This window comes from Pantoea sp. USHLN256 (assembly GCF_037149875.1).
GTDB classification, from domain to species: Bacteria; Pseudomonadota; Gammaproteobacteria; order Enterobacterales; family Enterobacteriaceae; genus Pantoea; species Pantoea nemavictus.
In genome coordinates this window covers 41870-63211 of the sequence record NZ_JBBCQO010000017.1, presented here as the reverse complement: position 1 = coordinate 63211, position 21342 = coordinate 41870, and the positions used below count along the sequence as shown (strand labels likewise).

The window sequence follows — 21342 nt, the reverse complement described above, 5'->3', positions numbered from 1 at the left end:
AGCATTTTCATCCGGCGGGATGAATTTCTTCACTCCCTGCTGAGCCGCCTGCGTTGCCGCTTTGCCGTCTCAGTGGTGGCGCATTATAGGGAGTTATTCGGAGGTGACAAGTGCAAATTCAAAGTTTTTGCACGACCGCTCACTTTCCAGGCGATACGTTGTAAAAACCAGCTATTTCTTGCGATAAGGCCAAAAAAAACGGGCCCGAAGGCCCGTTTTAATCACAATGGATTATTGGTGAGCAACAATCACATCGTCTTTAACATCCATTTCAATAGTTTTACCCGGAACCAAAGCACCAGAGAGAATCTGCTGCGCCAGCGGGTTTTCAATCTGTTGCTGGATTGCACGCTTCAACGGACGCGCACCATAAACCGGGTCATAACCATTTTCGCCAAGCAGCTTGAGCGCCGCCTCAGAGATATGCAGTTGATAACCGCGCTCCTCGAGACGATGATACAAACGCTGCAGCTGAATCTGCGCAATAGATGCAATGTGCTTTTCGCCCAGCGGGTGGAAAACTACCATGTCATCTATACGGTTGATAAATTCAGGACGGAAATGCTGTCCAACAACCGTCATTACCACCTCTTTCATTTCCGGATAATCCAGAGAACCAAAACGTTCCTGAATGAGATCGGAACCGAGGTTTGAAGTCATGATGACTACGGTATTACGGAAATCGACCGTACGGCCCTGTCCGTCAGTTAAGCGGCCATCGTCCAGTACTTGCAACAAGATGTTGAACACATCAGGGTGCGCCTTCTCAACCTCATCCAGTAAAATAACTGAATAAGGACGACGACGTACCGCCTCCGTCAGATAACCGCCCTCTTCGTAACCAACATATCCTGGAGGAGCACCCACCAGACGCGACACCGAGTGTTTTTCCATAAACTCGGACATATCAATGCGTACCATCGCATCGTCACTGTCGAACAGGAAGTTAGCCAGCGCCTTACACAGTTCGGTTTTACCCACGCCGGTTGGTCCAAGGAACAAGAAGGAACCAATCGGACGGTTTGGATCCGATAAACCTGCACGACTACGACGGATTGCATTCGATACCGCTTCCACCGCTTCGTTCTGACCGATCACTCGAGCGTGCAGCTCTTGCTCCATGCGCAGCAACTTCTCACGTTCACCTTCCATCATGCGCGCGACAGGAATACCGGTCCAACGTGCCAGCACATCGGCAATCTCCACATCCGTCACGCGGTTGCGTAACAGCTTCATGGTTTTACCTTCAGACTGCGTAGCGATGGCTAACTGTTTTTCCAGCTCTGGAATTTTACCGTACTGCAGCTCAGACATCTGACCAAGGTCGCCAACACGACGCGCTTGCTCCATCGTCAGGCGTGCTTGCTCCAGCTCTGCTTTAATGTTCTGCGTGCCGGTTAAGGAGGCTTTTTCCGCTTTCCACTCCTCTTCCAGTTCAGCATATTCACGCTCTTTCTGATCGAGTTCGCTTTCCAGCATTTCCAGGCGCTTCAGGCTGGCGTCATCCGACTCCTTCTTCAGCGCCTGCTGCTCCAGTTTTAACTGGATGATGCGACGCTCCAGACGATCAAGCGACTCCGGCTTAGAATCCATTTGCAGACGAATGCTAGATGCCGCTTCGTCGATCAGGTCAATCGCTTTATCCGGCAGCTGACGATCGGAAATATAACGATGTGACAGCGTTGCCGCAGCCACAATCGCGGGATCGGTGATCTGCACGTGGTGATGCAGTTCATAACGTTCCTTAAGACCGCGCAGAATTGCGATGGTATCTTCCACGCTCGGCTCAGCCACGAATACCTTCTGGAAACGACGTTCCAGCGCGGCATCTTTCTCAATGAACTGACGATACTCATTCAGCGTGGTAGCACCAACGCAGTGCAGTTCACCGCGCGCCAACGCCGGCTTCAGCATGTTACCCGCATCCATTGCGCCGTCCGCTTTACCGGCGCCAACCATCGTGTGCAACTCGTCGATAAACAGGATGACGTTACCTTCCTGTTTCGCCAGGTCGCTAAGCACGCCTTTAAGACGCTCTTCGAATTCACCGCGATATTTGGCACCCGCCACCAGCGAGCCCATATCTAAAGCCAGTACGCGACGCCCCTTCAGCCCTTCCGGAACTTCACCATTAATGATGCGCTGTGCTAAGCCTTCAGCGATGGCGGTTTTACCTACGCCGGGCTCACCAATCAACACCGGGTTGTTTTTGGTACGACGCTGCAACACCTGAATGGTGCGACGGATCTCTTCGTCACGACCAATGACCGGATCAAGCTTGCCTAGCTCGGCACGCTCTGTAAGGTCAATAGTGTATTTCTTCAATGCCTGACGCTGATCTTCAGCACCTTGATCGTTCACGTTATCTCCTCCCCGTAATTGGTCGATGGCCTGAGAGAGTTTTTCCGATGTCGCGCCAACTGACTTCAATAAATCAGCCAGTGAGCCACGTGAATCGAGGGCCGCCAAAACAAATAATTCGGATGATATAAAGTTATCGCCGCGCTTTTGCGCCAGCTTGTCGCACAGATTAAGCACCCGAATAAGATCGGCGGATGGCTGGACGTCACCATCGGTGCCTTCTACCTGCGGCAGTCGATTAATTGCTTGTTCGATACTGGTACGCAGACCAGCTACATCGGCACCCGCTGCGCTTAGCAACGGACGCACCGATCCGCCTTCCTGATTGAGCAACGCGCTCATCATATGAAGGGGTTCAATGAATTGATTGTCATGTCCCAGAGCAAGGGACTGTGCATCGGCAAGAGCCAGTTGAAATTTGTTAGTAAGACGATCCAGACGCATAATTCCTCCCATTACAGGTCAAAATGCTACTGGAGATTAAATGAGGTCATCCCTCAAATTTTTCAAGGTTAATGACCTGAGTTGTGAGCAAAAAATACGCTAACTGGACCGTCTTGTGGCGTAAGGTTATCTCAGCCAAATCAAAGTTGCCATACGCCCGGTGATGCCGTCGCGCCGGAAGGAGAAAAAATCATCACGTTCATGGAAGGTACAACGCGTTGAACCACTTATGGAGTGCACGCCGGCGGCCTGCAGACGCTGGCGTGCCAGCATCCAAATATCGGCAAAATATTTGCTACCTACCGGGCGAAAAGCCTCTTCAGCTTGTTCGGCGTGAGCCATAAATGCCGATCTGACCTCTGGCCCAACTTCAAATGCCTGCGGACCAATTGCCGGGCCAAGCCAGGCATGGATGTCATTCGCCGGACAATGAAACTGCGATAAGGTCTGTTCCAGCACGCCATTACAGAGTCCGCGCCAGCCAGCATGTGCCGCTGCTACTTCACTGCCATCTCTGCTGCAAAACAGCACCGGCAAGCAATCCGCCGTCATCACTGCGCAAACCACCCCCTTTTCACGCGTAATTGCAGCATCCGCAGGAGGTAGCGTCTCCGTTGAAGGTAAACGCGCGACGACCTGACCATGGATTTGATTTAGCCACTGCGGCATCGCCGGTAACGCCAGCTGCTCAACTAAACGTTGCCGATTAAGCGCAACATGCTCTGCAAGGTCGCCAACGTGTCCACCAAGATTCAGCGAATCCCATGGTGCATGGCTTAAACCGCCAAAACGTGTGGTGGAACATGCCCGAACACGCTGCGGCGCAGGCCAGTCCGGGATGATCCATTCACTCATAGCCAATCCATCTGATCGCGGAACTCATGGGTATCGGCTTTCAGGGCATCAATCAAATCCACCATATCCTGCGGCAATGGCGCATGCCATTCCATCTCGATACCGGTAATCGGATGATAAAGACGTAACATCGTGGCGTGCAGCGCCTGACGGTCAAAACCACGCAGCGTATTGATGAAGGCTTCAGAGGCACCTTTTGGTGGGCGTGGACGGCCACCGTACAACGGATCACCCACCAGCGGATGGTTGATATGCGCCATATGCACACGAATCTGATGCGTACGGCCGGTTTCCAGGCGCAAACGTAAACGCGTATGGGCACGGAAGTGTTCCATAATGCGATAGTGCGTGGTTGCCGGTTTACCCATTGGATGTACTGCCATGTGCGTACGTTTAGTGGAGTGGCGCGCCATTGGCTGATCCACCGTACCGCCCGCTGTCATGGTACCGATGGCTACCGCTTCATATTCACGCGTAATTTCACGCAGCTGCAGCGTTTCAACCAGGTGAGTTTGTGCAGGCACGGTTTTCGCAACCACCATCAAACCGGTGGTATCTTTATCCAGACGATGAACAATACCTGCACGAGGTACGTCAGCGATCGGTGGATAATGATAAAGCAGTGCGTTAAGCACCGTGCCGTCAGGATTACCGGCGCCAGGATGTACCACCAGACCACGCGGCTTGTTGATCACCAGAATATCGTCATCTTCATAAACGATGTTTAAGGGGATATTTTGCGCTTCCCAGCGTTGCTCTTCTTCGATCTCAGCATCGATCGCGACATGCTCACCGCCAAAAACTTTCTCTTTTGGTTTATCGATGATGGTGCCGTTTACGCTGACTCGACGCTCGAGAATCCACTCTTTTATACGAGAACGTGAATAATCAGGGAACAATTCTGCCAAAGTCTGATCTAAGCGTTGTCCAAGTTGTGCTTCGGACACCGTTGCGGTGAGTTGAACTTGTTGTGCCATATACAGCTTCTTCGTTAACGTTGGGTTTTCACGGCGATGCCGTTTAATATAATGTGCTATCGTACCTGGCCATAATTGGGAGCTATACGGACAGCTTCTGCTATAACACTTTGAGGATAATCATTTCGTCATGACGCGTATGAAACATCTGGTGGCTGCTGCCACACTGAGCCTGAGCCTGGCGCTTGTGGGCTGTTCCGGCTCATCGGATCCCGTCCCGGACAGCCCGCCGTCTGAAATTTACGCCACGGCTCAGCAAAAGCTGCAGGACGGTAACTTTAAAGCGGCGATTAAGCAACTGGAAGCACTGGATAACCGCTATCCGTTTGGTCCTTACTCGCAGCAAGTACAGCTGGATTTGATCTACGCGTATTACAAAAATGCCGATCTGCCACTGGCGCAAGCCGCTATTTCACGCTTTATGCGTCTGAATCCAACCCATCCGAACATCGACTATGTCATCTATATGAAAGGTCTCACGGATATGGCGCTGGATGATTCAGCATTGCAGGGCTTCTTCGGTATCGATCGTTCCGATCGCGATCCGACGCACGCTCGTGATGCTTTCCGTGACTTCTCGCAGCTACTGCGCGGTTATCCAAACAGCCAATATGCTGCGGATGCGCAGAAACGTTTGGCGTTCCTGAAAGAACGTCTGGCGAAGTATGAACTCTCGGTGGCGCAATTCTATACCAAGCGCGGTGCGTATGTCGCTGTAGTTAATCGTGTGGAAACGATGATGAAGGATTATCCGGACACCGAGGCAACTCATGAAGCGTTGCCGTTGATGGAAAATGCTTACCGTCAGCTTCAGTTAACGACTGAAGCCGATAAAGTGGCGAAAATCATTGCGGCTAATAATCAATCCTGATTATTACACCCACAAAAAAAGCAGCCCGCGCGGCTGCTTTTTTTATGCCATTTTTTGGTTAACTCAATAATTTTATAGATTTATCGCTAATGTTATCCATTCAATAATGCGCCCTTCTTCGCTCATCTTCAAGCGTTACCCGCCACTTTCCCGGCCTTTCTCACAATTAAGCGGCATTGACAAAATGTGACATTTCAATGTGATCTAGATCACACATTTTCTTAATATCCGCGGTATGCTGGTCCTACCCAGACGGAAATGACAGAGAGGTTTAACTATGATTCTGAACATTACCAGCAAACAAATGGAAATCACCGAGGCCATCCGTAATCACGTTGAAGAGCGTCTCGCCAAGCTGGAAAAATGGCAAACACATCTGATAAACCCTCACATTGTGTTATCGAAAGAGCCGAAGGAGTTTGTGGCAGATGCCACTATTAATACGCCTAACGGAACGCTGGTTGCCAGCGCGAAACATGATGATATGTATACGGCCATCAATGACTTGATTGCCAAGCTGGAGCGACAACTCAATAAAGCGCAACATAAACCCGAAGCCCGTCGCGCCAACAGCAGTGTGAAAGATTTCATGCCAACGGAATAAAAATACATCTTCAGTAACGCGCCTTCGGGCGCGTTTTTTATTGACAGCTTTAAATCACTGCGGTTACTCTCAAACCACCTCATCTATGGAAACAACCATGAAACATCTACCGTTCTTCTTCGCATTCTTTTTTACCTTCCCCTGATTGGGAGGCGATTCGTCATGTGAAAATGAATGCGAAGACGAACAACAAAGCCTCCCAAATGGGAGGCTTTTTTATTGGACATTTTACAGGTGAGCCCTATGAATCCCGAAAATCCACTACTGGCGTTACGCGACAAAATCAGCGCAGTTGATGAAAAACTATTAGCGCTATTGTCGGAGCGTCGCACCCTGGCCGTTGAAGTCGCACAAGCCAAACTTGCCACACATCGCCCTATCCGCGACGTTGAACGTGAACGTGCTTTACTGGAAAACCTGATTTCTCTGGGAAAAAAACATCAGCTTGATGCGCACTACATTACCCGTTTATTCCAACTGGTAATTGAAGATTCCGTTCTTACCCAACAGGCTTTACTGCAGAAAAACCTTAATCATCCACATGCGCACGCTCCGCGTATTGCATTCCTGGGCCCGAAAGGTTCTTACTCGCATCTTGCAGCGCGTAAATATGCCACACGTCACTTTGACTCCATGGTGGAGATCGGCTGCCTGAAGTTTCATGACATCATTCATCAGGTGGAAAGTGGTCAGGCAGATTACGCGGTGATGCCCATCGAAAATACCAGCTCTGGCTCTATCAACGACGTTTACGATCTGCTCCAGCAAACCACTTTATCAATTGTTGGCGAACTGACCATTCCCATTGAGCACTGTGTATTGGTAAATGGCACCACCGATCTGCAGCAGATAGAAACGGTTTACAGCCATCCACAGCCGTTCCAGCAATGCAGCCAATTTATTAATCGCTTCCCGCAGTGGAAAATTGAATACACCGAAAGTACTGCTGCTGCGATGGAAAAGGTTGCAGCGTTGAATTCACCGAAGGTTGCCGCATTAGGCAGTGAAGCGGGCGGTGAACTGTATGGATTGCAGGTTTTAGAGCGTAATCTGGCCAATCAACAGCAGAACCATACGCGTTTCATCGTGCTGGCTCGTAAAGCGATTGAAGTATCCAATCAGGTACCGGCGAAAACTACGCTGATTATGGCGACTGGCCAACAAGCCGGTGCACTGGTTGAAGCACTGATGGTGCTACGCAATCATGGTCTGATTATGAGTAAACTTGAGAACCGTCCAATCAACGGTAATCCATGGGAAGAGATGTTTTACATTGATGTGCAGGGCAATCTGCAATCTGAAAGTATGCAGTTAGCGTTGGCTGAGTTAAGCGGCTTAACCCGTTCATTAAAAGTACTCGGCTGTTATCCGGGCGAGAATGTGGTGCCAGTAGAACCACGTCTCTAAGTAAAAAAGGCATCCATCTGGATGCCTTCTGTTTTACTGACGGCTGTCGTTAGCCGATCGCAGCATGCTTCTACTTTCAACCAGGAAACGCTTAGCGTAATCACCAAACCAATGCTCGACACGCTGGAAGCTGTCGATGAAAGCTTGTTTATCGCCTTGCTCCAACAGTTTGATGGCATCGCCAAAGCGCTGATAGTAACGTTTAATCAGTGCCAGATTGCTCTCAGACGACATAATAATGTCAGCATAAAGCTGCGGATCCTGTGCAAACAGACGTCCAACCATTGCCAATTCGAGGCGATAGATGGGCGAAGACAGCGCTAATAGCTGATCCAGATTGACATTCTCTTCGGCCAGATGCAGGCCATAAGCGAAGGTCGCAAAGTGACGCAACGCCTGGATAAACGCCATATTCTGATCATGCTCCACCGCACTGATGCGGTGTAAACGCGCGCCCCAGACCTGAATCTGCTCAAGAAACCACTGATACGCCTCCGGCTGACGACCATCACACCAAACCACAACCTGCTTCGCCAGGCTGCCGCTATCCGGACCAAACATCGGATGCAGGCCAAGTACCGGCCCAGTGTGCGCGGCAAGCATGGCCTGCAACGGCCGATTTTTCACCGAGGCCAAATCGACCAGAATGCAGTCTTCTGGCAACTTCGGTAATTCACCGATAATTTGTTCTGTGAGATGGATCGGCACACTGATGATCACCATGCCTGCATCTCGCAGCAACGCGTCTGATCGATCCCAATCGCCTTTGTCCAGAATGCGCACCTGATAACCAGACAGCGTAAGCATCTTTTCGAACAGACGTCCCATCTGGCCACGACCACCGACGATCACCACTGGACGCAATGTTGGGCAGAGTGTTTTGAAGCCTTTATCATTCTCATGCGCGTAGGATTCGCGCATTAAACGACGCAGCACATCTTCAATCAAATCCGGCGATACGCCGAGTGCCTCAGCTTCCTGACGGCGTGAAGCCAACATGCTAGCCTCACGCTCAGGAACATAGATTGGCAAACCGTAGCGGCTTTTGACTTCCCCTACTTCGGCAACCAGCTCTAGTCTTTTTGCCAGTAAGCCAAGCAGGGCTTTATCTACTTCATCAATTTGATCGCGTAGCGCGGTCAGTTCAGCCACCATGACTCATTACACCTCGTGTGACAGACGCGCCGACAGCACTCCCTGCAGATCCTGATGGATTTCACGCAGCAAGGTTTCAGTGGTTTCCCAGTTAATGCAGGCATCAGTGACGGACACACCGTATTTCATGTCACTGCGTGGCTGCTCGGAGGACTGGTTACCTTCATGAATATTGCTTTCCAGCATCAGGCCAATGATGGAACGGTTGCCATCTTTAATCTGCGCGATAGCCGATTCGGCTACGCCAGGCTGGCGGCGATAGTCTTTGTTAGAATTACCATGGCTGCAATCTATCATTAAGGCCGGACGCAGTCCCGCTTTCAGCATCTCTTTTTCACACTGAGCGACATCTTCTGGGCCATAGTTTGGCGCTTTTCCGCCGCGCAGAATCACGTGTCCGTCAGGATTACCCTGCGTTTGCAACAGACAAACCTGCCCGGCTTGATTGATACCGACAAAACGGTGCGGCATCGCGGCGGCGCGCATCGCGTTAATAGCGGTGCCGAGGCTGCCATCCGTGCCATTCTTAAAACCAACTGGCATAGAAAGGCCCGATGCCATCTCTCGGTGGGTTTGTGATTCGGTGGTACGCGCACCGATAGCCGACCAGCTGAACAGATCGCCAAGATATTGCGGGCTGTTTGGATCCAGCGCTTCAGTCGCCAACGGTAAACCCATTTCCACCAGGTTGACCAGCAGCTGACGCGCAATGTGCAGCCCGGCTTCCATATCAAACGAGTTATTCATATAAGGATCGTTGATTAACCCCTTCCAGCCGACGGTGGTACGAGGTTTTTCAAAATAAACGCGCATAACGATGTACAGCTGATCCTTCAACTGTGCAGAGAGAGATTGCAACTGACGGGCATAGGCAAGTGCAGCTTCGGTATCGTGAATCGAACAAGGACCACAAACCACCAACAGGCGCGGATCGCGGCCCGCAATAATGTCAGCAATGGTTTGGCGAGAAGACGCAATTTGCGCTTCCTGCGCCGCAGTGAGCGGGAATTTTGCTTTCAGCTCTTGCGGAGTGATTAAAATCTGTTCGTCGGCGATATGCACATTGTTCAGCGCGTCTTTTTGCATGATTGCGATCCTTTTTTACTCGTTTATGCGGTTTGGGATCCTCACTGAGGATGGCGCTCACTTTATCACACTCTGTACATCATGCAATCCATATATGTACAGTTTTGTTACCACCAAAAATACATAATCATGATTCAACATAAATGATTATATATATCAGCAACATATAAATGCGCGCGCAACGCAGCAGTGTAAACCAATGGTTACACAAACCTTTTTACCAACTGTATTTATTATTCAACGTGTAGCTAACATTTTGTTATTCTGACATTTTTCAGGAGCCGTACGATGCCTATTCCCATTGTGAAATTACGTCCCTTTACCCTGCAAGATATCGATGCTTTTACTGAGGCCGTTAATGAATCCTTGAGCACTCTTAAGCCCTGGTTGGCGTGGGCGCATGATGATTATCTTTTAGAGGAAGCGGTTAGTTGGATCAATTTCACGCACATCCAGCGAACCAAGGGTGAGGCTGAAGAGTTCGCCATTGTCGATGGCAAGGATCGGTTATTGGGTGGCGCCGGTATACGCTTCGCCAGGCATCCGGGCGAATTTAGCGCATTAGGATATTGGGTACGAAGTGATGCTCAGCGGCAAAGCGTAGCAACCCGCGCGGTAGCGCAGTTAGTCGAGTTTGGCTTTCAGCATCCACATATTAATCAGCTTGAGATTCTGGCTGCAGAAGAGAACCACGCGAGTCGTGCAGTGGCATTGCGTAGCGGCTTTTCGTTTGTCGATTATCGCTACGGATTGATCGTATTAGCCAATGGCGCGGTCAATACGGCGATTTATCATTTAAAACGACCATAAAAAAGGGGCTGACCAAATGGCCAACCCCTTGTTTGCTATTAACTTTGAGAAGTCGCTTACGCGCCAAGACGCTCTTTGATACGAGCAGACTTACCGGTACGCTCACGCAGGTAGTACAGTTTGGCTTTACGCACAGCACCACGACGTTTAACAGCAATGCTGTCAATTACTGGTGAGTGAGTCTGGAATACACGCTCAACACCTTCGCCGTTAGAAATCTTACGAACAGTGAATGCAGAATGCAGACCGCGGTTACGAATAGCGATAACCACGCCCTCGAATGCCTGCAGACGCTTCTTAGAACCTTCTACGACCCATACTTTCACTTCCACGGAATCACCCGGACGGAATGAAGGTACGTCCTGCTTCATCTGCTCTTGTTCAAGTTGCTTGATAATGTTGCTCATAATTAAATCTCTTATCCTGGGTAAACTGATAGTGAGGGAAGATTACTCTCCCGCCTCATCGTTTTGTTGCTGCTGATGTTCACGCTGGAACTCATTTAGCAACCGTGCTTGCTCTTCAGTCAGAGCCAGGTTTTCCAGAAGTTCAGGTCTTCTTAGCCAGGTACGGCCTAACGACTGTTTCAGACGCCAGCGGCGAATATCGGCATGGTTGCCCGACAGTAGAACTGGCGGAACCTCCATCCCTTCTAACACTTCAGGTCGGGTGTAGTGCGGGCAATCCAGCAAACCGTCCGAGAACGAATCCTCATCGGCTGACGCCTGTTTCCCCAATACGCCGGGAATAAACCTGGCGACTGAGTCAATCAACGTCATGGCTGGTAGCTCACCGCCACTGAGAACGTAATCACCGATTGACCATTCTTCGTCAATCTCAGTGTGAATTACGCGCTCATCTATCCCTTCGTAGCGACCACAAACCAGAATCAACTTCTGATTCGTCGCCAGTTCGCAAACGCCCTGTTGGTCCAGTTTGCGACCCTGAGGTGAAAGATAAATCACCTTAGCGCCTTCTCCCGCCGCCGCTTTCGCTGCGGAGATGGCGTCCCGTAAGGGTTGCACCATCATCAACATTCCCGGTCCGCCGCCGTAAGGACGGTCGTCCACGGTACGGTGCCGGTCATGCGTGAAGTCACGAGGACTCCAGCTTTGAATGTTGAGCAGGCCATTTTTTACTGCCCGGCCAGTTACCCCGTACTCGGTAATAGCGCGAAACATCTCTGGAAACAGGCTAATAACACCAATCCACATCGCGTTCGCCGTTACGTTACCGGATTGTCCGGAGATCAAAAACCAGGATCCCAATCTACTTCAATAAGGCCAGTAGAGAGATCGACTTTCTTGATAACCTGTTCATCAAGAAACGGAATTAACCGCTCTTGCGCACCGAATGCATCCTTCAGGTTTGCCTTAACGACGAGAACGTCGTTCGATCCGGTTTCCATCAAATCAATGACTTTGCCCATCTCGTAGCCTTCGAGGTTAACGACTTTCATACCCATAAGGTCTTTCCAGTAGTAATCACCTGCTTCCAGCGCTGGCAGCTGCGTGGAGTCAACCGTAATTTCGCAATTGGTCAACTGCGTTGCAGCGTCCCGATCGTCAATGCCTTTAACTTTGATGATCAGGTCCTGATTGTGGTGCTTCCAGCCCTCGAGTTCGACCTGCTGCCATTTACCGGCGCGCTGGATAAACCAGGGTTGGTAGTCGAAGATGCTTTCAGCGTCTTCAGTGGAGGAAAACACTTTGAGCCAACCTCGAATGCCGTAAGCCGCGCCCATTTTTCCCAATACGATCGGGTTAACGGGAGGCTGCCCGGCAGGTTTAATGCTCATGCTCACCACCGTGACAGATTAAGCTGCTTTTTTTGCTTCTTTGATCAGCGCGTTAACGCGATCAGAAAGCGTTGCGCCCTGGCCAACCCAGTGCTCAATACGGTCCAGATCCAGACGCAGACCTTCAGCCTGACCAGAAGCGATCGGGTTGAAGAAACCTACGCGCTCGATGAAACGACCGTTACGAGCATTGCGGCTGTCAGTAACGACGACCTGATAGAACGGACGCTTTTTAGCGCCGTGACGTGCCAAACGAATTGTTACCATAACATCCTCATTAGTTAATAAAGCGCTCGGGCCCCATCGAGGAACGGGGCCCGAGCGCGATATAAAAAGCCCGAAAATTTTACTCATTTTGGCGCAAAAAGCAACCTAAGCGTGCCAAATTTCCGGCTTTTTGACGGCCGCATTAGCGACCAGGGAATCCAGGTGGCATCATGCCTTTCATGCCACGCATCATTTTGGCCATGCCACCTTTCTTCATTTTCTTCATCATGCGCTGCATATCATCGAACTGTTTCAGCAGTCGATTGACGTCTTGCACCTGCATGCCCGAGCCCAGCGCAATACGACGTTTGCGCGAACCCTTGATAATTTCTGGCTTCTCACGCTCTTTACGCGTCATCGAATTGATGATGGCTTCCATGCGAACCAGCACTTTGTCATCCATCTGCGACTTCACGTTATCAGGCAGTTGACCCATGCCCGGCAGTTTGCCCATCAGGCTCGCCATACCGCCCATGTTGCGCATCTGCTTCAACTGCTCAAGAAAATCATTGAGGTCAAAACCGTCGCCGGTTTTCAGTTTTTTCGCCAGCTTCTCAGCCTGATCGCGGTCAACTTTGCTCTCGATATCTTCGATCAGCGACAGAACATCGCCCATGCCGAGAATGCGCGAGGCGATACGTTCTGGATAGAAAGCTTCCAGCGCTTCGGTCTTCTCGCCCATCCCCATGAATTTAATCGGCTTGCCGGTAATGTGACGAATCGACAGCGCCGCACCACCGCGCGCATCACCGTCGACTTTCGTCAGTATTACACCGGTCAGCGGCAGCGCTTCATTGAAGGCTTTTGCCGTATTCGCGGCATCCTGACCGGTCATGGCGTCGACCACAAACAGGGTTTCCACCGGATTAATCGCGGCGTGCACCTGTTTGATTTCGTCCATCATCGCTTCATCGACGTGTAAACGACCGGCGGTATCCACCAGCAGCACATCGTAGAATTTCACTTTGGCTTCTTTCAGCGCGTTCTGAACAATATCGACCGGCTTTTGGCTCAGATCGGACGGGCAGAAATCGACGCCAACCTGCTGTGCCAGGGTTTCCAGCTGCTTGATCGCCGCAGGGCGATAGACGTCAGCAGAAACAACCAAAACTTTCTTTTTGTGCTTTTCGCGTAAAAACTTACCCAGCTTCGCGACGCTGGTGGTTTTACCGGCACCTTGCAAACCCGCCATCAACACCACGGCCGGTGGTTGCGCATTCAGATTGAGCGCATTATTTTCAGCCCCCATCGCTGCAACCAGTTCATTGCGAACGATTTTGATGAACTCCTGACCTGGCGTCAGGCTTTTGTTCACATCGTGGCCAACTGCAGCTTCTTTCACGCGATTAATAAAATCACGCACTACCGGCAGCGCAACGTCAGCTTCCAGCAGCGCCATGCGCACTTCGCGCAGCGTGTCTTTAATGTTGTCTTCGGTCAGCCTTCCGCGGCCACTGATATTGCGCAGGGTTTGCGACAAACGATCGGTTAAATTATCAAACATGCTCTCTCACTTAGAACCGTAGCGAGGCCGCCCCAGGCGACACAATGCGGCGGATTATAACACGAAGACGGAGCGATCTCTGCAATTGACCTTCAGATCGTTTGGAGCCTGCTGCTGCTGGCGCTATACTGCTTTTTTCCTTATCTGACCGATACCTGAAAGGATCTATGTTCGTTTTCGCGATCGTGGCGCTGTTCGCCTACTCCCTCAGTCTTGCACTCATCATTCCCAGCCTGCTTAAACGCAACGGTGGCTGGCGCCGTTTTGCCGTGCTTTCTGCCTGCGTGGCGCTGATTGCGCACGCCGTTGCCCTGCAGCAGCGCATTTTTGCCGTGGATAACGGGCAAAATCTCAGTCTGCTCAATATCGGTTCGCTAGTTAGCCTGCTGATCTGCGCCATCATGACGATTGTTGCCTCACGTAATCGTGGCTGGCTGCTGCTGCCCATTGTGTACGGCTTCGCATTGATTAACCTGGCCTTCGCCACTTTTGTGCCGAATGCCTTTATTACGCATCTTGAAACCACGCCGGGCATGATGGTTCACATTGGTCTGTCGCTGTTTGCCTATGCCACGCTGATTATTGCCGCGCTCTATGCGTTACAACTGGCGTGGATTGATTACCAGTTGAAAAACAAGAAGCTGGCTTTCACTCAGGATATGCCACCGCTGCTGAGCATTGAGCGCAAAATGTTTCACATCACGCAAATTGGTGTCGTGCTACTGACGCTGGTGCTGTGCACCGGACTGTTCTTCATGCATAACCTGTTTAGCGCGGAGAATGTAGATAAAGCGGTTCTCTCCATCATTGCCTGGTTTGTCTACATTGTTTTGCTCTGGGGGCACTATCACGAAGGCTGGCGCGGACGCCGCGTCGTGTGGTTCAACTGTGGCGGTGCGCTGCTGCTAACCATGGCCTACTTCGGCAGTCGCGTACTTCAGCACCTGCTCACATCTCACTAAGGATTTTGTGTTGGAACACGTTTCAACCACCACGCTGATCATTACGCTGGTCATCATGGTGCTGGTCTCTGCTTATTTCTCCGGTTCAGAGACCGGCATGATGACGCTCAATCGTTACAAACTGCGCCATAAAGCCAAAAGCGGTAATCGCGGTGCGCGTCGGGTGGAAAAACTTCTGCGTCGGCCGGATCGCTTGATCAGCCTGGTTTTAATCGGCAATAACCTCGTTAATATTCTCGCCTCCGCACTCGGCACCATTGTTGGCATGCGCCTGTATGGCGATGCCGGCGTCGCGATTGCCACCGGTATTCTGACATTTGTGGTGCTGGTCTTTGCCGAAGTATTGCCCAAAACGGTCGCTGCGCTCTATCCCGAAAAGGTAGCGTATCCCAGCAGCGTGTTATTGGCTCCGCTGCAATATGTGATGCTGCCGCTGGTGTGGCTGCTGAATACCATCACAAGAATTTTGATGCGCATGGTGGGCATTAAAACCGATGGTTCTATCAGCTCAGCATTAAGCAAAGAAGAGCTACGCACCATCGTTCATGAATCACGCTCACTGATGTCACGCCGTAATCAGGACATGCTGCTGTCAGTGCTCGATCTGGAAAAAGTTAGCGTGGATGACATCATGGTGCCGCGCAATGAGATCGTCGGCATCAACGTCAATGACGACTGGAAATCCATCGAGCGCCAGCTCAGCCATTCTCCACATGGACGCATCGTTCTGTTCCGTGATTCATTGGATGATTGCGTCGGTATGCTGCGCGTACGCGAAGCCTGGCGCATGATGACCGAGAAGAAAGAGTTCAACAAAGATCGTCTGTTGCGTGCTGCCGATGAAATTTACTATGTGCCTGAAGGTACGCCGCTAAACGTACAGCTGGTAAAATTTCAGCGTAATAAAAAGAAAGTCGGTTTGGTGGTCGATGAGTATGGCGATATCAAAGGGTTAGTGACCATTGAAGATATTCTGGAAGAGATTGTGGGTGATTTCACCACCTCAATGTCACCGTCGCTGGCAGAAGAAGTCATGCCGCAGAATGATGGTTCGGTACTGATTGAAGGCAGCGCCAACGTGCGTGAAATCAATAAAGCCTTTAACTGGACGCTGCCGGAAGAGGATGCGCGCACCATTAACGGCATGCTGCTTGAAGCTCTGGAGGAAATTCCGCTGGTCGATACCCGCATAACGCTCGGCGCCTATGATATCGATATTCTCGATGTGCAGGATAATATGGTGAAGCAGGTGCGTATCACGCCGCATCACGCGCTGAAATCTTCTATCGGCTCCTGAAGCCTGTAAACAAAAACGCCGCGATGATCGCGGCGTTTTTTTATGGTGCCTAAGCAACAACTAACTAGATATGCAGCTCTTTCAGCTTTTCAGCAGGGAGCTTCAGATCTTCGTTGCGGTTCACGCCAATGTCGTGAGCCAGCACATTACGCGCGATCTGCTGCGCTTCATCCAGTGAGTGCAGCTTGTAGCTACCGCACTGATACTCGTTCAGCTCTGGAATCTGGCCCTGCTCTTTCACTTTCAGCACATCTTCCATCGCGCCTTTCCAGGCTTTCGCCACGCGCTGCTCGTCAGGCGTGCCAATCAAGCTCATATAGAAGCCGGTACGGCAACCCATCGGCGAGATGTCGACGATTTCTACGCCATCACCATTCAGGTGATTGCGCATGAAGCCGGCAAACAGGTGCTCCAGCGTATGAATGCCACGCTCAGTCAGAATTTCAATATTCGGACGGCAGAAACGCAGGTCGAAGACGGTGATGGTATCGCCATGCGGAGTCTTCATGGTTTTTGCTACGCGCACTGCAGGCGCGCCCATGATGGTGTGATCAACAGTAAAACTATCCAGTAGTGGCATACGTCACCTCCTGTTTTGAGATTTTTTTTAAAACAATGAAACTTTTCTGTTCGCCCAACGTCTGAATATATGAAAGACGCGCATTTGTTATCATCATCCCTGACAACAGAGATGTTTATTTTGGCCACATTGATGTGGCCATTTTCTTTTCTAACCTTCGCGACCTGCAAGGTAGCTTTCGAAATCCAGCGTATCGCTCTGTTCCAGCTGCTCTTGCGCTTGCAGCGACTCACGCGCCTGACGACTAAAATCATCTTCAGTCAGAATCTCTAACGACTCCTCGCACAGCAGATGACGATATTGCTCCGCTAATGCCACGCCTGCGCCGGTCAAACCATTTTCTTTAATGGCATGAAGGATGCGCGCCGAATAGGTTAGCTCAGGATCGTCAAAGGATGCCACCAGTTGATCGCAAACCTGTTGATATTGCGTATTGCCGTGATTACTGTCGAGCACCTCGGCCACGCGACGCAGATCGGCAAACAGCGCTTTACCCACTTCAACCAACGTATGCTCAGTTTCGCTACAACCCACCGCAATAACCTGCCCCGGCTTACGTCCTTCCATCACCACACGGTTCCAGTTTTTACGCGTACACAACAGCTCATCGGCGCTCATTTCAGGCGCATCAGCCAGCGTACACCAAATCAGGAACAGGTCGAGGAAGCGAGCCTGATCGGCATCAACACCAATCGCCGAGAACGGGTTGATATCCAGTGAGCGCACTTCAATGTATTCGATACCACCGCGCAGCAGCGCATCGGATGGCGCTTCGCCTGAACGCGTAACACGCTTAGGACGAATGGGCGCATACAGCTCATTTTCAATCTGCAGAACGTTGGTATTCAGCTGTAGCCAATTGCCATCGGTATCTTTAGTGCCCATTGCCGCATACTCTTCCGACGGCGTTTTGATTGCCGCTTTAAGCGCCGCAACGTAGCCTTCCAGCGAGTTAAAGGTAATCCCTAATCCACTCTGCGATTTATTGGTGTAACCAAGATCGCTCAGGCGCAACGACGTGGCGTGCGGCAGCCACAGCGTGCCTTTACCGTCAGTTTCAAACGGCAACTTGCTCTCTTCGCGCCCTTGCAGGAATGAGGAACAGATAGCAGGTGATGCTCCGAACAGATAAGGAATTACCCAGCCAAAGCGATAATAATTTCGAATCAAACGCAGATAGCCGGCGGATATGGTCTCTTTGCCGCTTTCCAAATCTTTCACATCTGCCCACTCTTGCCAAAATGACAAAGGCAGCGAGAAATTGTAATGCACGCCTGAAATAATCTGCATCAGCGCGCTATAACGATTTTTGAGGCCCTGACGATACAGGGTTTTCATTTTACCGATATTGGAGCTGCCGTACTGCGCTAGCTCAATACTATCAACGTCATCGATATAGCCAGGCATGCTAAAGGGCCACAAACGCTCTTCGCCCAACTCTCGCGCGACATGGCGGTGAATGTCACGCAGGAACGCCAGTGAACGATCGATGCTCTGATCAACAGGCGTGATGAACTCCATCAGCGTTTCGGCAAAATCGGTAGTAATCCAATCATGCTTGAGTGCTGAACCCAAAGACTCGGGGTGCCCTGTGGTTGCCAGGTGACCATCGGGTTTAACGCGTAATGATTCGCGCTCAATACCACGGCCGATACCCTTTAACGCGTCAGGATGCGCTTCCAGCCAGGAAAGTGCCTTAGATACGTCCGGGATCACATTAACCTCCCGCTGTGTGAATAATTTATTTTTGTTCAGCATAATGTTAACCGTAGCCTCGAATCTGTGCGAATCAATGCCACCATTGCAATGTTTGTAATGTGGCGGTCGCGATAACGATATAACGCAGCGTTTTACCTATGGCGAGGAACAGCACCGAGGGCAGCCAGGCAAAGCGCAACCAACCCGCGAGCACGCAGAGTAAGTCGCCCACTACCGGCAGCCAGCTAAAGATCAGTGCTGCAGGTCCCAATCGATGTAACCACGTCATTGCTGTGTCGTGCCATCGCCCTTGCCTTTTCAGCGGCATCAGGCGACCAAGAAGAATGTTGGTCAGGCCACCCAGCGTGTTTCCCACTGATGCAGCCAATAACAATCCATAAACCGAACCCTTTTGGGCGATCAGCAGTGCAATCAGCACCGCCTCCGAGCTCCCCGGTAACAGGGTTGCACTCAGGAAGCTACTGCCGAATAACGAACCATAGGTCAGAAATTCATTCACAGTAAACGGACATCAACCACGTCCATGCCTGCTGCTTTTGCCGCTTGTACGCCAAATTCAGCATCCTCAAACACCACACAGCGCTCGGGCGCAATCCCCATCATTTCAGCGCAGCGTAAAAAGGTATCCGGTTGCGGTTTATGACGCTGTACGTCATCAGCCCCGACAACCGCATCAAACAGGTGGTAAACGCCCAACTCTTCGAGCAGTGCTTTCGCCAGGCTATGTTCACTGCCGGTGCCCACCGCCATCGGACGGCGACCATGATATGCTTTGACGACGTCCATTAGCGGCAGCGGACGTACGTCATCCAGCAGCATCACCTTTAGAGCCGCGGTTTTTTCTGCTGCCAACAGATGCGGATCATGCGTGGCATTGTTTTGCTCAAGAATAAACTGCGCCAGCTGCCAGGTGGGTGCGCCGTTGAAGCCCACCATTTTTTCTTCATCCATGGTGAAACCGTAGCGGCTAAGCACCTGCTGCCAGGCTTTTCGATGTGTCGGCTCAGTATCGAGAATTGTGCCGTCCATATCGAAAATCAGGGCATCATATTGGTCGTACATTGTCACTCCGTCGAGTACCACAAAATGAGCCATTACTTTAGCGTAATGCGCTCAGGTTGTCGCCAGGCGCGCTTAACCGCAAATGCTTTGAAAGCATTAGCATTTTTCGTTTTAGGAAAAAGGTCATAGCGTAATACCGGTGATAAACGGCGGTAATTACAACGTTTTTTAGTGGATGTAGAGATTGTCGTTGGAGGATTCAGAAACTAAGTGTCAAAAACTGAGAGATATCGAAGAAGAGATGGTGCATCCAGGAGGATTACTCGGCTTTCGCCTCGCCCTGCGGGCTGTTGCTAAGGCAACGTTATCCTCCTTAGTGCGGCCTGTACGTTTTTCACGACATGACACACTGAGGCATTTTCCATATTTAAGAATATGGTGCATCCAGGAGGATTCGAACCTCCGACCGCTCGGTTCGTAGCCGAGTACTCTATCCAGCTGAGCTATGGATGCATCGAGTTACTGCTGAGGTAAATTTTGAGAAGTTTGAAGAGGAATGGTGCATCCAGGAGGATTCGAACCTCCGACCGCTCGGTTCGTAGCCGAGTACTCTATCCAGCTGAGCTATGGATGCAATGAGGTTTTCTTACGATGGACTAACTGAAACAACCTGAGGATGATACGAAGAATGGTGCATCCAGGAGGATTCGAACCTCCGACCGCTCGGTTCGTAGCCGAGTACTCTATCCAGCTGAGCTATGGATGCATCGAGTTAATTCTTGTACAACGCAGGGTGCTAACAACTCACCATGAAAGGAACTGCTCGTTCACTCTTACTTCAACTTTCCGAATGGTGCATCCAGGAGGATTCGAACCTCCGACCGCTCGGTTCGTAGCCGAGTACTCTATCCAGCTGAGCTATGGATGCATCGGAAATGGCGGTGAGGCGGGGATTCGAACCCCGGATGCAGCTTTTGACCGCATACTCCCTTAGCAGGGGAGCGCCTTCAGCCTCTCGGCCACCTCACCTTACGCGTTCTTCCGAACCGTGCTTCTGAACTTTGTTTCTGCTCATCGGCACTGCGTGGCGCACATATTACTTTCCCGGACTTATAAGTCAAACATTTATTTCCAGCCTTTTGTTTGATTGCACAAATGACGCTCAATTCGGCTGCTTTAGCGACAAAAAGAGTGATTAATCAACAAAGAAAGCCTGCCAGAGAACACAAATAGGCGTTAAAGGAATTGAGGAAATGAGAAAGAAAAACAGGAGATGGGCGTTACAGGAGGAGAAAAACCGGTAGCGCCTCGCTGGAGAGCGAGGCGCTGAATCCGTTAGTAACTCGTTTGCTGAGTTTTTTCGGCTTGAATACGCTGATAGATCTCTTCGCGATGTACCGAAACTTCTTTAGGCGCGTTAACACCAATGCGGACCTGGTTACCTTTAACACCCAGCACCGTTACAGTCACCTCATCGCCAATCATGAGGGTTTCACCAACTCGACGAGTTAGAATAAGCATTCTTTGCTCCTTGAAAGATTAAAAGAGTCGGGCTTCTTTGTTCTCCCGGCCGTATCCATCATATAACGCTGAACAATGCCTATGACAAATACACCATTGTGCTTCGCCATGCCAATACATTC

At 50.8% G+C, this 21342-nt stretch carries 22 protein-coding genes, 5 tRNA genes and 1 other annotated feature; of the genes, 7 read left to right on the top strand and 20 right to left on the bottom strand.

The features are described 5' to 3' along the window. Positions 1-231 precede the first annotated feature (231 nt). From clpB to rluD, 3 genes are all read right to left on the bottom strand, one after another. Complete coding sequence (gene clpB, locus WFL93_RS23295) at positions 232-2805, bottom strand: ATP-dependent chaperone ClpB (protein WP_336779133.1); 2574 nt, start codon at positions 2803-2805, stop codon at positions 232-234. 126 nt (positions 2806-2931) lie between these two features. After that, positions 2932-3660, bottom strand: a complete 729-nt coding sequence (gene yfiH / locus WFL93_RS23290; RefSeq protein ID WP_336779132.1) for a purine nucleoside phosphorylase YfiH — start codon at positions 3658-3660, stop codon at positions 2932-2934. Further along, complete coding sequence (gene rluD / locus WFL93_RS23285) at positions 3657-4637, bottom strand: 23S rRNA pseudouridine(1911/1915/1917) synthase RluD (RefSeq protein WP_049852678.1); 981 nt, start codon at positions 4635-4637, stop codon at positions 3657-3659. Before rluD ends, yfiH begins: the two co-directional genes overlap by 4 nt. A gap of 130 nt (positions 4638-4767) precedes the next feature. On the opposite strand from rluD, the gene bamD reads away from it, so the two are divergent. The 4 genes from bamD (at position 4768) to pheA (ending at position 7519) form a co-directional block, all read left to right on the top strand. Further along, positions 4768-5508, top strand: coding sequence for an outer membrane protein assembly factor BamD (gene bamD / locus WFL93_RS23280; RefSeq protein WP_007893327.1), 741 nt, complete (start codon positions 4768-4770; stop codon positions 5506-5508). 277 nt (positions 5509-5785) lie between these two features. Further along, positions 5786-6112 carry a ribosome-associated translation inhibitor RaiA gene (gene raiA / locus WFL93_RS23275; protein WP_007893325.1) on the top strand — a complete coding sequence of 109 codons (327 nt, stop codon included), beginning with the start codon at positions 5786-5788 and terminating at the stop codon, positions 6110-6112. 96 nt (positions 6113-6208) lie between these two features. Then, positions 6209-6333: a sequence feature (Phe leader region), on the top strand. Next, positions 6210-6257, top strand: coding sequence for a pheA operon leader peptide PheL (pheL, locus tag WFL93_RS23270; protein WP_100703679.1), 48 nt, complete (start codon positions 6210-6212; stop codon positions 6255-6257). It overlaps the preceding feature by 48 nt. A gap of 22 nt (positions 6334-6355) precedes the next feature. Further along, on the top strand, positions 6356-7519 hold the full coding sequence (gene pheA, locus WFL93_RS23265) for a bifunctional chorismate mutase/prephenate dehydratase (protein ID WP_007893323.1): 1164 nt from the start codon (positions 6356-6358) through the stop codon (positions 7517-7519). 33 nt (positions 7520-7552) lie between these two features. Here pheA and tyrA read toward each other — a convergent pair whose 3' ends face one another. Next, on the bottom strand, positions 7553-8674 hold the full coding sequence (gene tyrA / locus WFL93_RS23260) for a bifunctional chorismate mutase/prephenate dehydrogenase (protein ID WP_007893321.1): 1122 nt from the start codon (positions 8672-8674) through the stop codon (positions 7553-7555). 6 nt (positions 8675-8680) lie between these two features. After that, on the bottom strand, positions 8681-9760 hold the full coding sequence (locus tag WFL93_RS23255) for a 3-deoxy-7-phosphoheptulonate synthase (RefSeq protein WP_007893319.1): 1080 nt from the start codon (positions 9758-9760) through the stop codon (positions 8681-8683). Positions 9761-10048: 288 nt separating this feature from the next. On the opposite strand from WFL93_RS23255, the gene WFL93_RS23250 reads away from it, so the two are divergent. Then, positions 10049-10570 (top strand): GNAT family N-acetyltransferase, encoded by a 522-nt coding sequence (locus WFL93_RS23250; protein WP_336779131.1) that lies wholly within the window; start codon positions 10049-10051, stop codon positions 10568-10570. Positions 10571-10626: 56 nt separating this feature from the next. Here WFL93_RS23250 and rplS read toward each other — a convergent pair whose 3' ends face one another. The 5 genes from rplS to ffh form a co-directional block, all read right to left on the bottom strand. After that, complete coding sequence (rplS, locus tag WFL93_RS23245; protein ID WP_007893316.1) at positions 10627-10977, bottom strand: 50S ribosomal protein L19; 351 nt, start codon at positions 10975-10977, stop codon at positions 10627-10629. Positions 10978-11019: 42 nt separating this feature from the next. Continuing rightward, positions 11020-11784, bottom strand: a complete 765-nt coding sequence (gene trmD / locus WFL93_RS23240) for a tRNA (guanosine(37)-N1)-methyltransferase TrmD (protein WP_049852675.1) — start codon at positions 11782-11784, stop codon at positions 11020-11022. Positions 11785-11819: 35 nt separating this feature from the next. Continuing rightward, entirely contained in the window at positions 11820-12368 is a 549-nt protein-coding gene (gene rimM / locus WFL93_RS23235; protein ID WP_007893314.1) for a ribosome maturation factor RimM, read from the bottom strand. Positions 12369-12386: 18 nt separating this feature from the next. Next, positions 12387-12635 (bottom strand): 30S ribosomal protein S16, encoded by a 249-nt coding sequence (rpsP, locus tag WFL93_RS23230; RefSeq protein WP_007893313.1) that lies wholly within the window; start codon positions 12633-12635, stop codon positions 12387-12389. Between the two features lie 142 nt (positions 12636-12777). Beyond that, a complete protein-coding gene (ffh, locus tag WFL93_RS23225; RefSeq protein WP_007893312.1) occupies positions 12778-14139 on the bottom strand; it encodes a signal recognition particle protein in 1362 nt (453 codons plus the stop codon). 167 nt (positions 14140-14306) lie between these two features. Between ffh and WFL93_RS23220 the strand changes: the two genes are divergently transcribed. Together WFL93_RS23220 and WFL93_RS23215 are read left to right on the top strand one after the other, a co-directional pair. Then, positions 14307-15101 (top strand): cytochrome C assembly family protein, encoded by a 795-nt coding sequence (locus WFL93_RS23220; protein WP_007893311.1) that lies wholly within the window; start codon positions 14307-14309, stop codon positions 15099-15101. A gap of 10 nt (positions 15102-15111) precedes the next feature. Beyond that, positions 15112-16398, top strand: a complete 1287-nt coding sequence (locus WFL93_RS23215; RefSeq protein WP_336779134.1) for an HlyC/CorC family transporter — start codon at positions 15112-15114, stop codon at positions 16396-16398. Positions 16399-16462: 64 nt separating this feature from the next. On the opposite strand, the gene luxS is transcribed toward WFL93_RS23215, so the two are convergent. The 10 genes from luxS to csrA form a co-directional block, all read right to left on the bottom strand. Further along, entirely contained in the window at positions 16463-16978 is a 516-nt protein-coding gene (luxS, locus tag WFL93_RS23210; RefSeq protein ID WP_007893307.1) for an S-ribosylhomocysteine lyase, read from the bottom strand. Positions 16979-17128: 150 nt separating this feature from the next. Beyond that, the gene (gene gshA, locus WFL93_RS23205) at positions 17129-18736 is read right to left on the bottom strand and encodes a glutamate--cysteine ligase (RefSeq protein ID WP_336779130.1); all 1608 of its coding nucleotides are present in this window, start codon (positions 18734-18736) and stop codon (positions 17129-17131) included. A gap of 31 nt (positions 18737-18767) precedes the next feature. Further along, on the bottom strand, positions 18768-19196 hold the full coding sequence (locus WFL93_RS23200; protein WP_007893302.1) for a YqaA family protein: 429 nt from the start codon (positions 19194-19196) through the stop codon (positions 18768-18770). Further along, positions 19193-19759 (bottom strand): fructose-1-phosphate/6-phosphogluconate phosphatase, encoded by a 567-nt coding sequence (gene yqaB, locus WFL93_RS23195; RefSeq protein ID WP_336779129.1) that lies wholly within the window; start codon positions 19757-19759, stop codon positions 19193-19195. The genes WFL93_RS23200 and yqaB overlap by 4 nt, the downstream gene beginning before the upstream one ends. Before the next feature lie 376 nt (positions 19760-20135). After that, a tRNA-Arg gene (locus tag WFL93_RS23190) sits at positions 20136-20212 on the bottom strand. A 44-nt stretch (positions 20213-20256) separates the two neighbouring features. Continuing rightward, positions 20257-20333, bottom strand: a tRNA-Arg gene (locus tag WFL93_RS23185). Positions 20334-20388: 55 nt separating this feature from the next. After that, positions 20389-20465, bottom strand: a tRNA-Arg gene (locus tag WFL93_RS23180). An 85-nt stretch (positions 20466-20550) separates the two neighbouring features. Then, a tRNA-Arg gene (locus tag WFL93_RS23175) sits at positions 20551-20627 on the bottom strand. An 8-nt stretch (positions 20628-20635) separates the two neighbouring features. Continuing rightward, positions 20636-20728: transfer RNA gene (locus WFL93_RS23170), tRNA-Ser, on the bottom strand. 306 nt (positions 20729-21034) lie between these two features. Next, positions 21035-21220 (bottom strand): carbon storage regulator CsrA, encoded by a 186-nt coding sequence (csrA, locus tag WFL93_RS23165; protein ID WP_004155916.1) that lies wholly within the window; start codon positions 21218-21220, stop codon positions 21035-21037. Positions 21221-21342 lie beyond the last annotated feature (122 nt).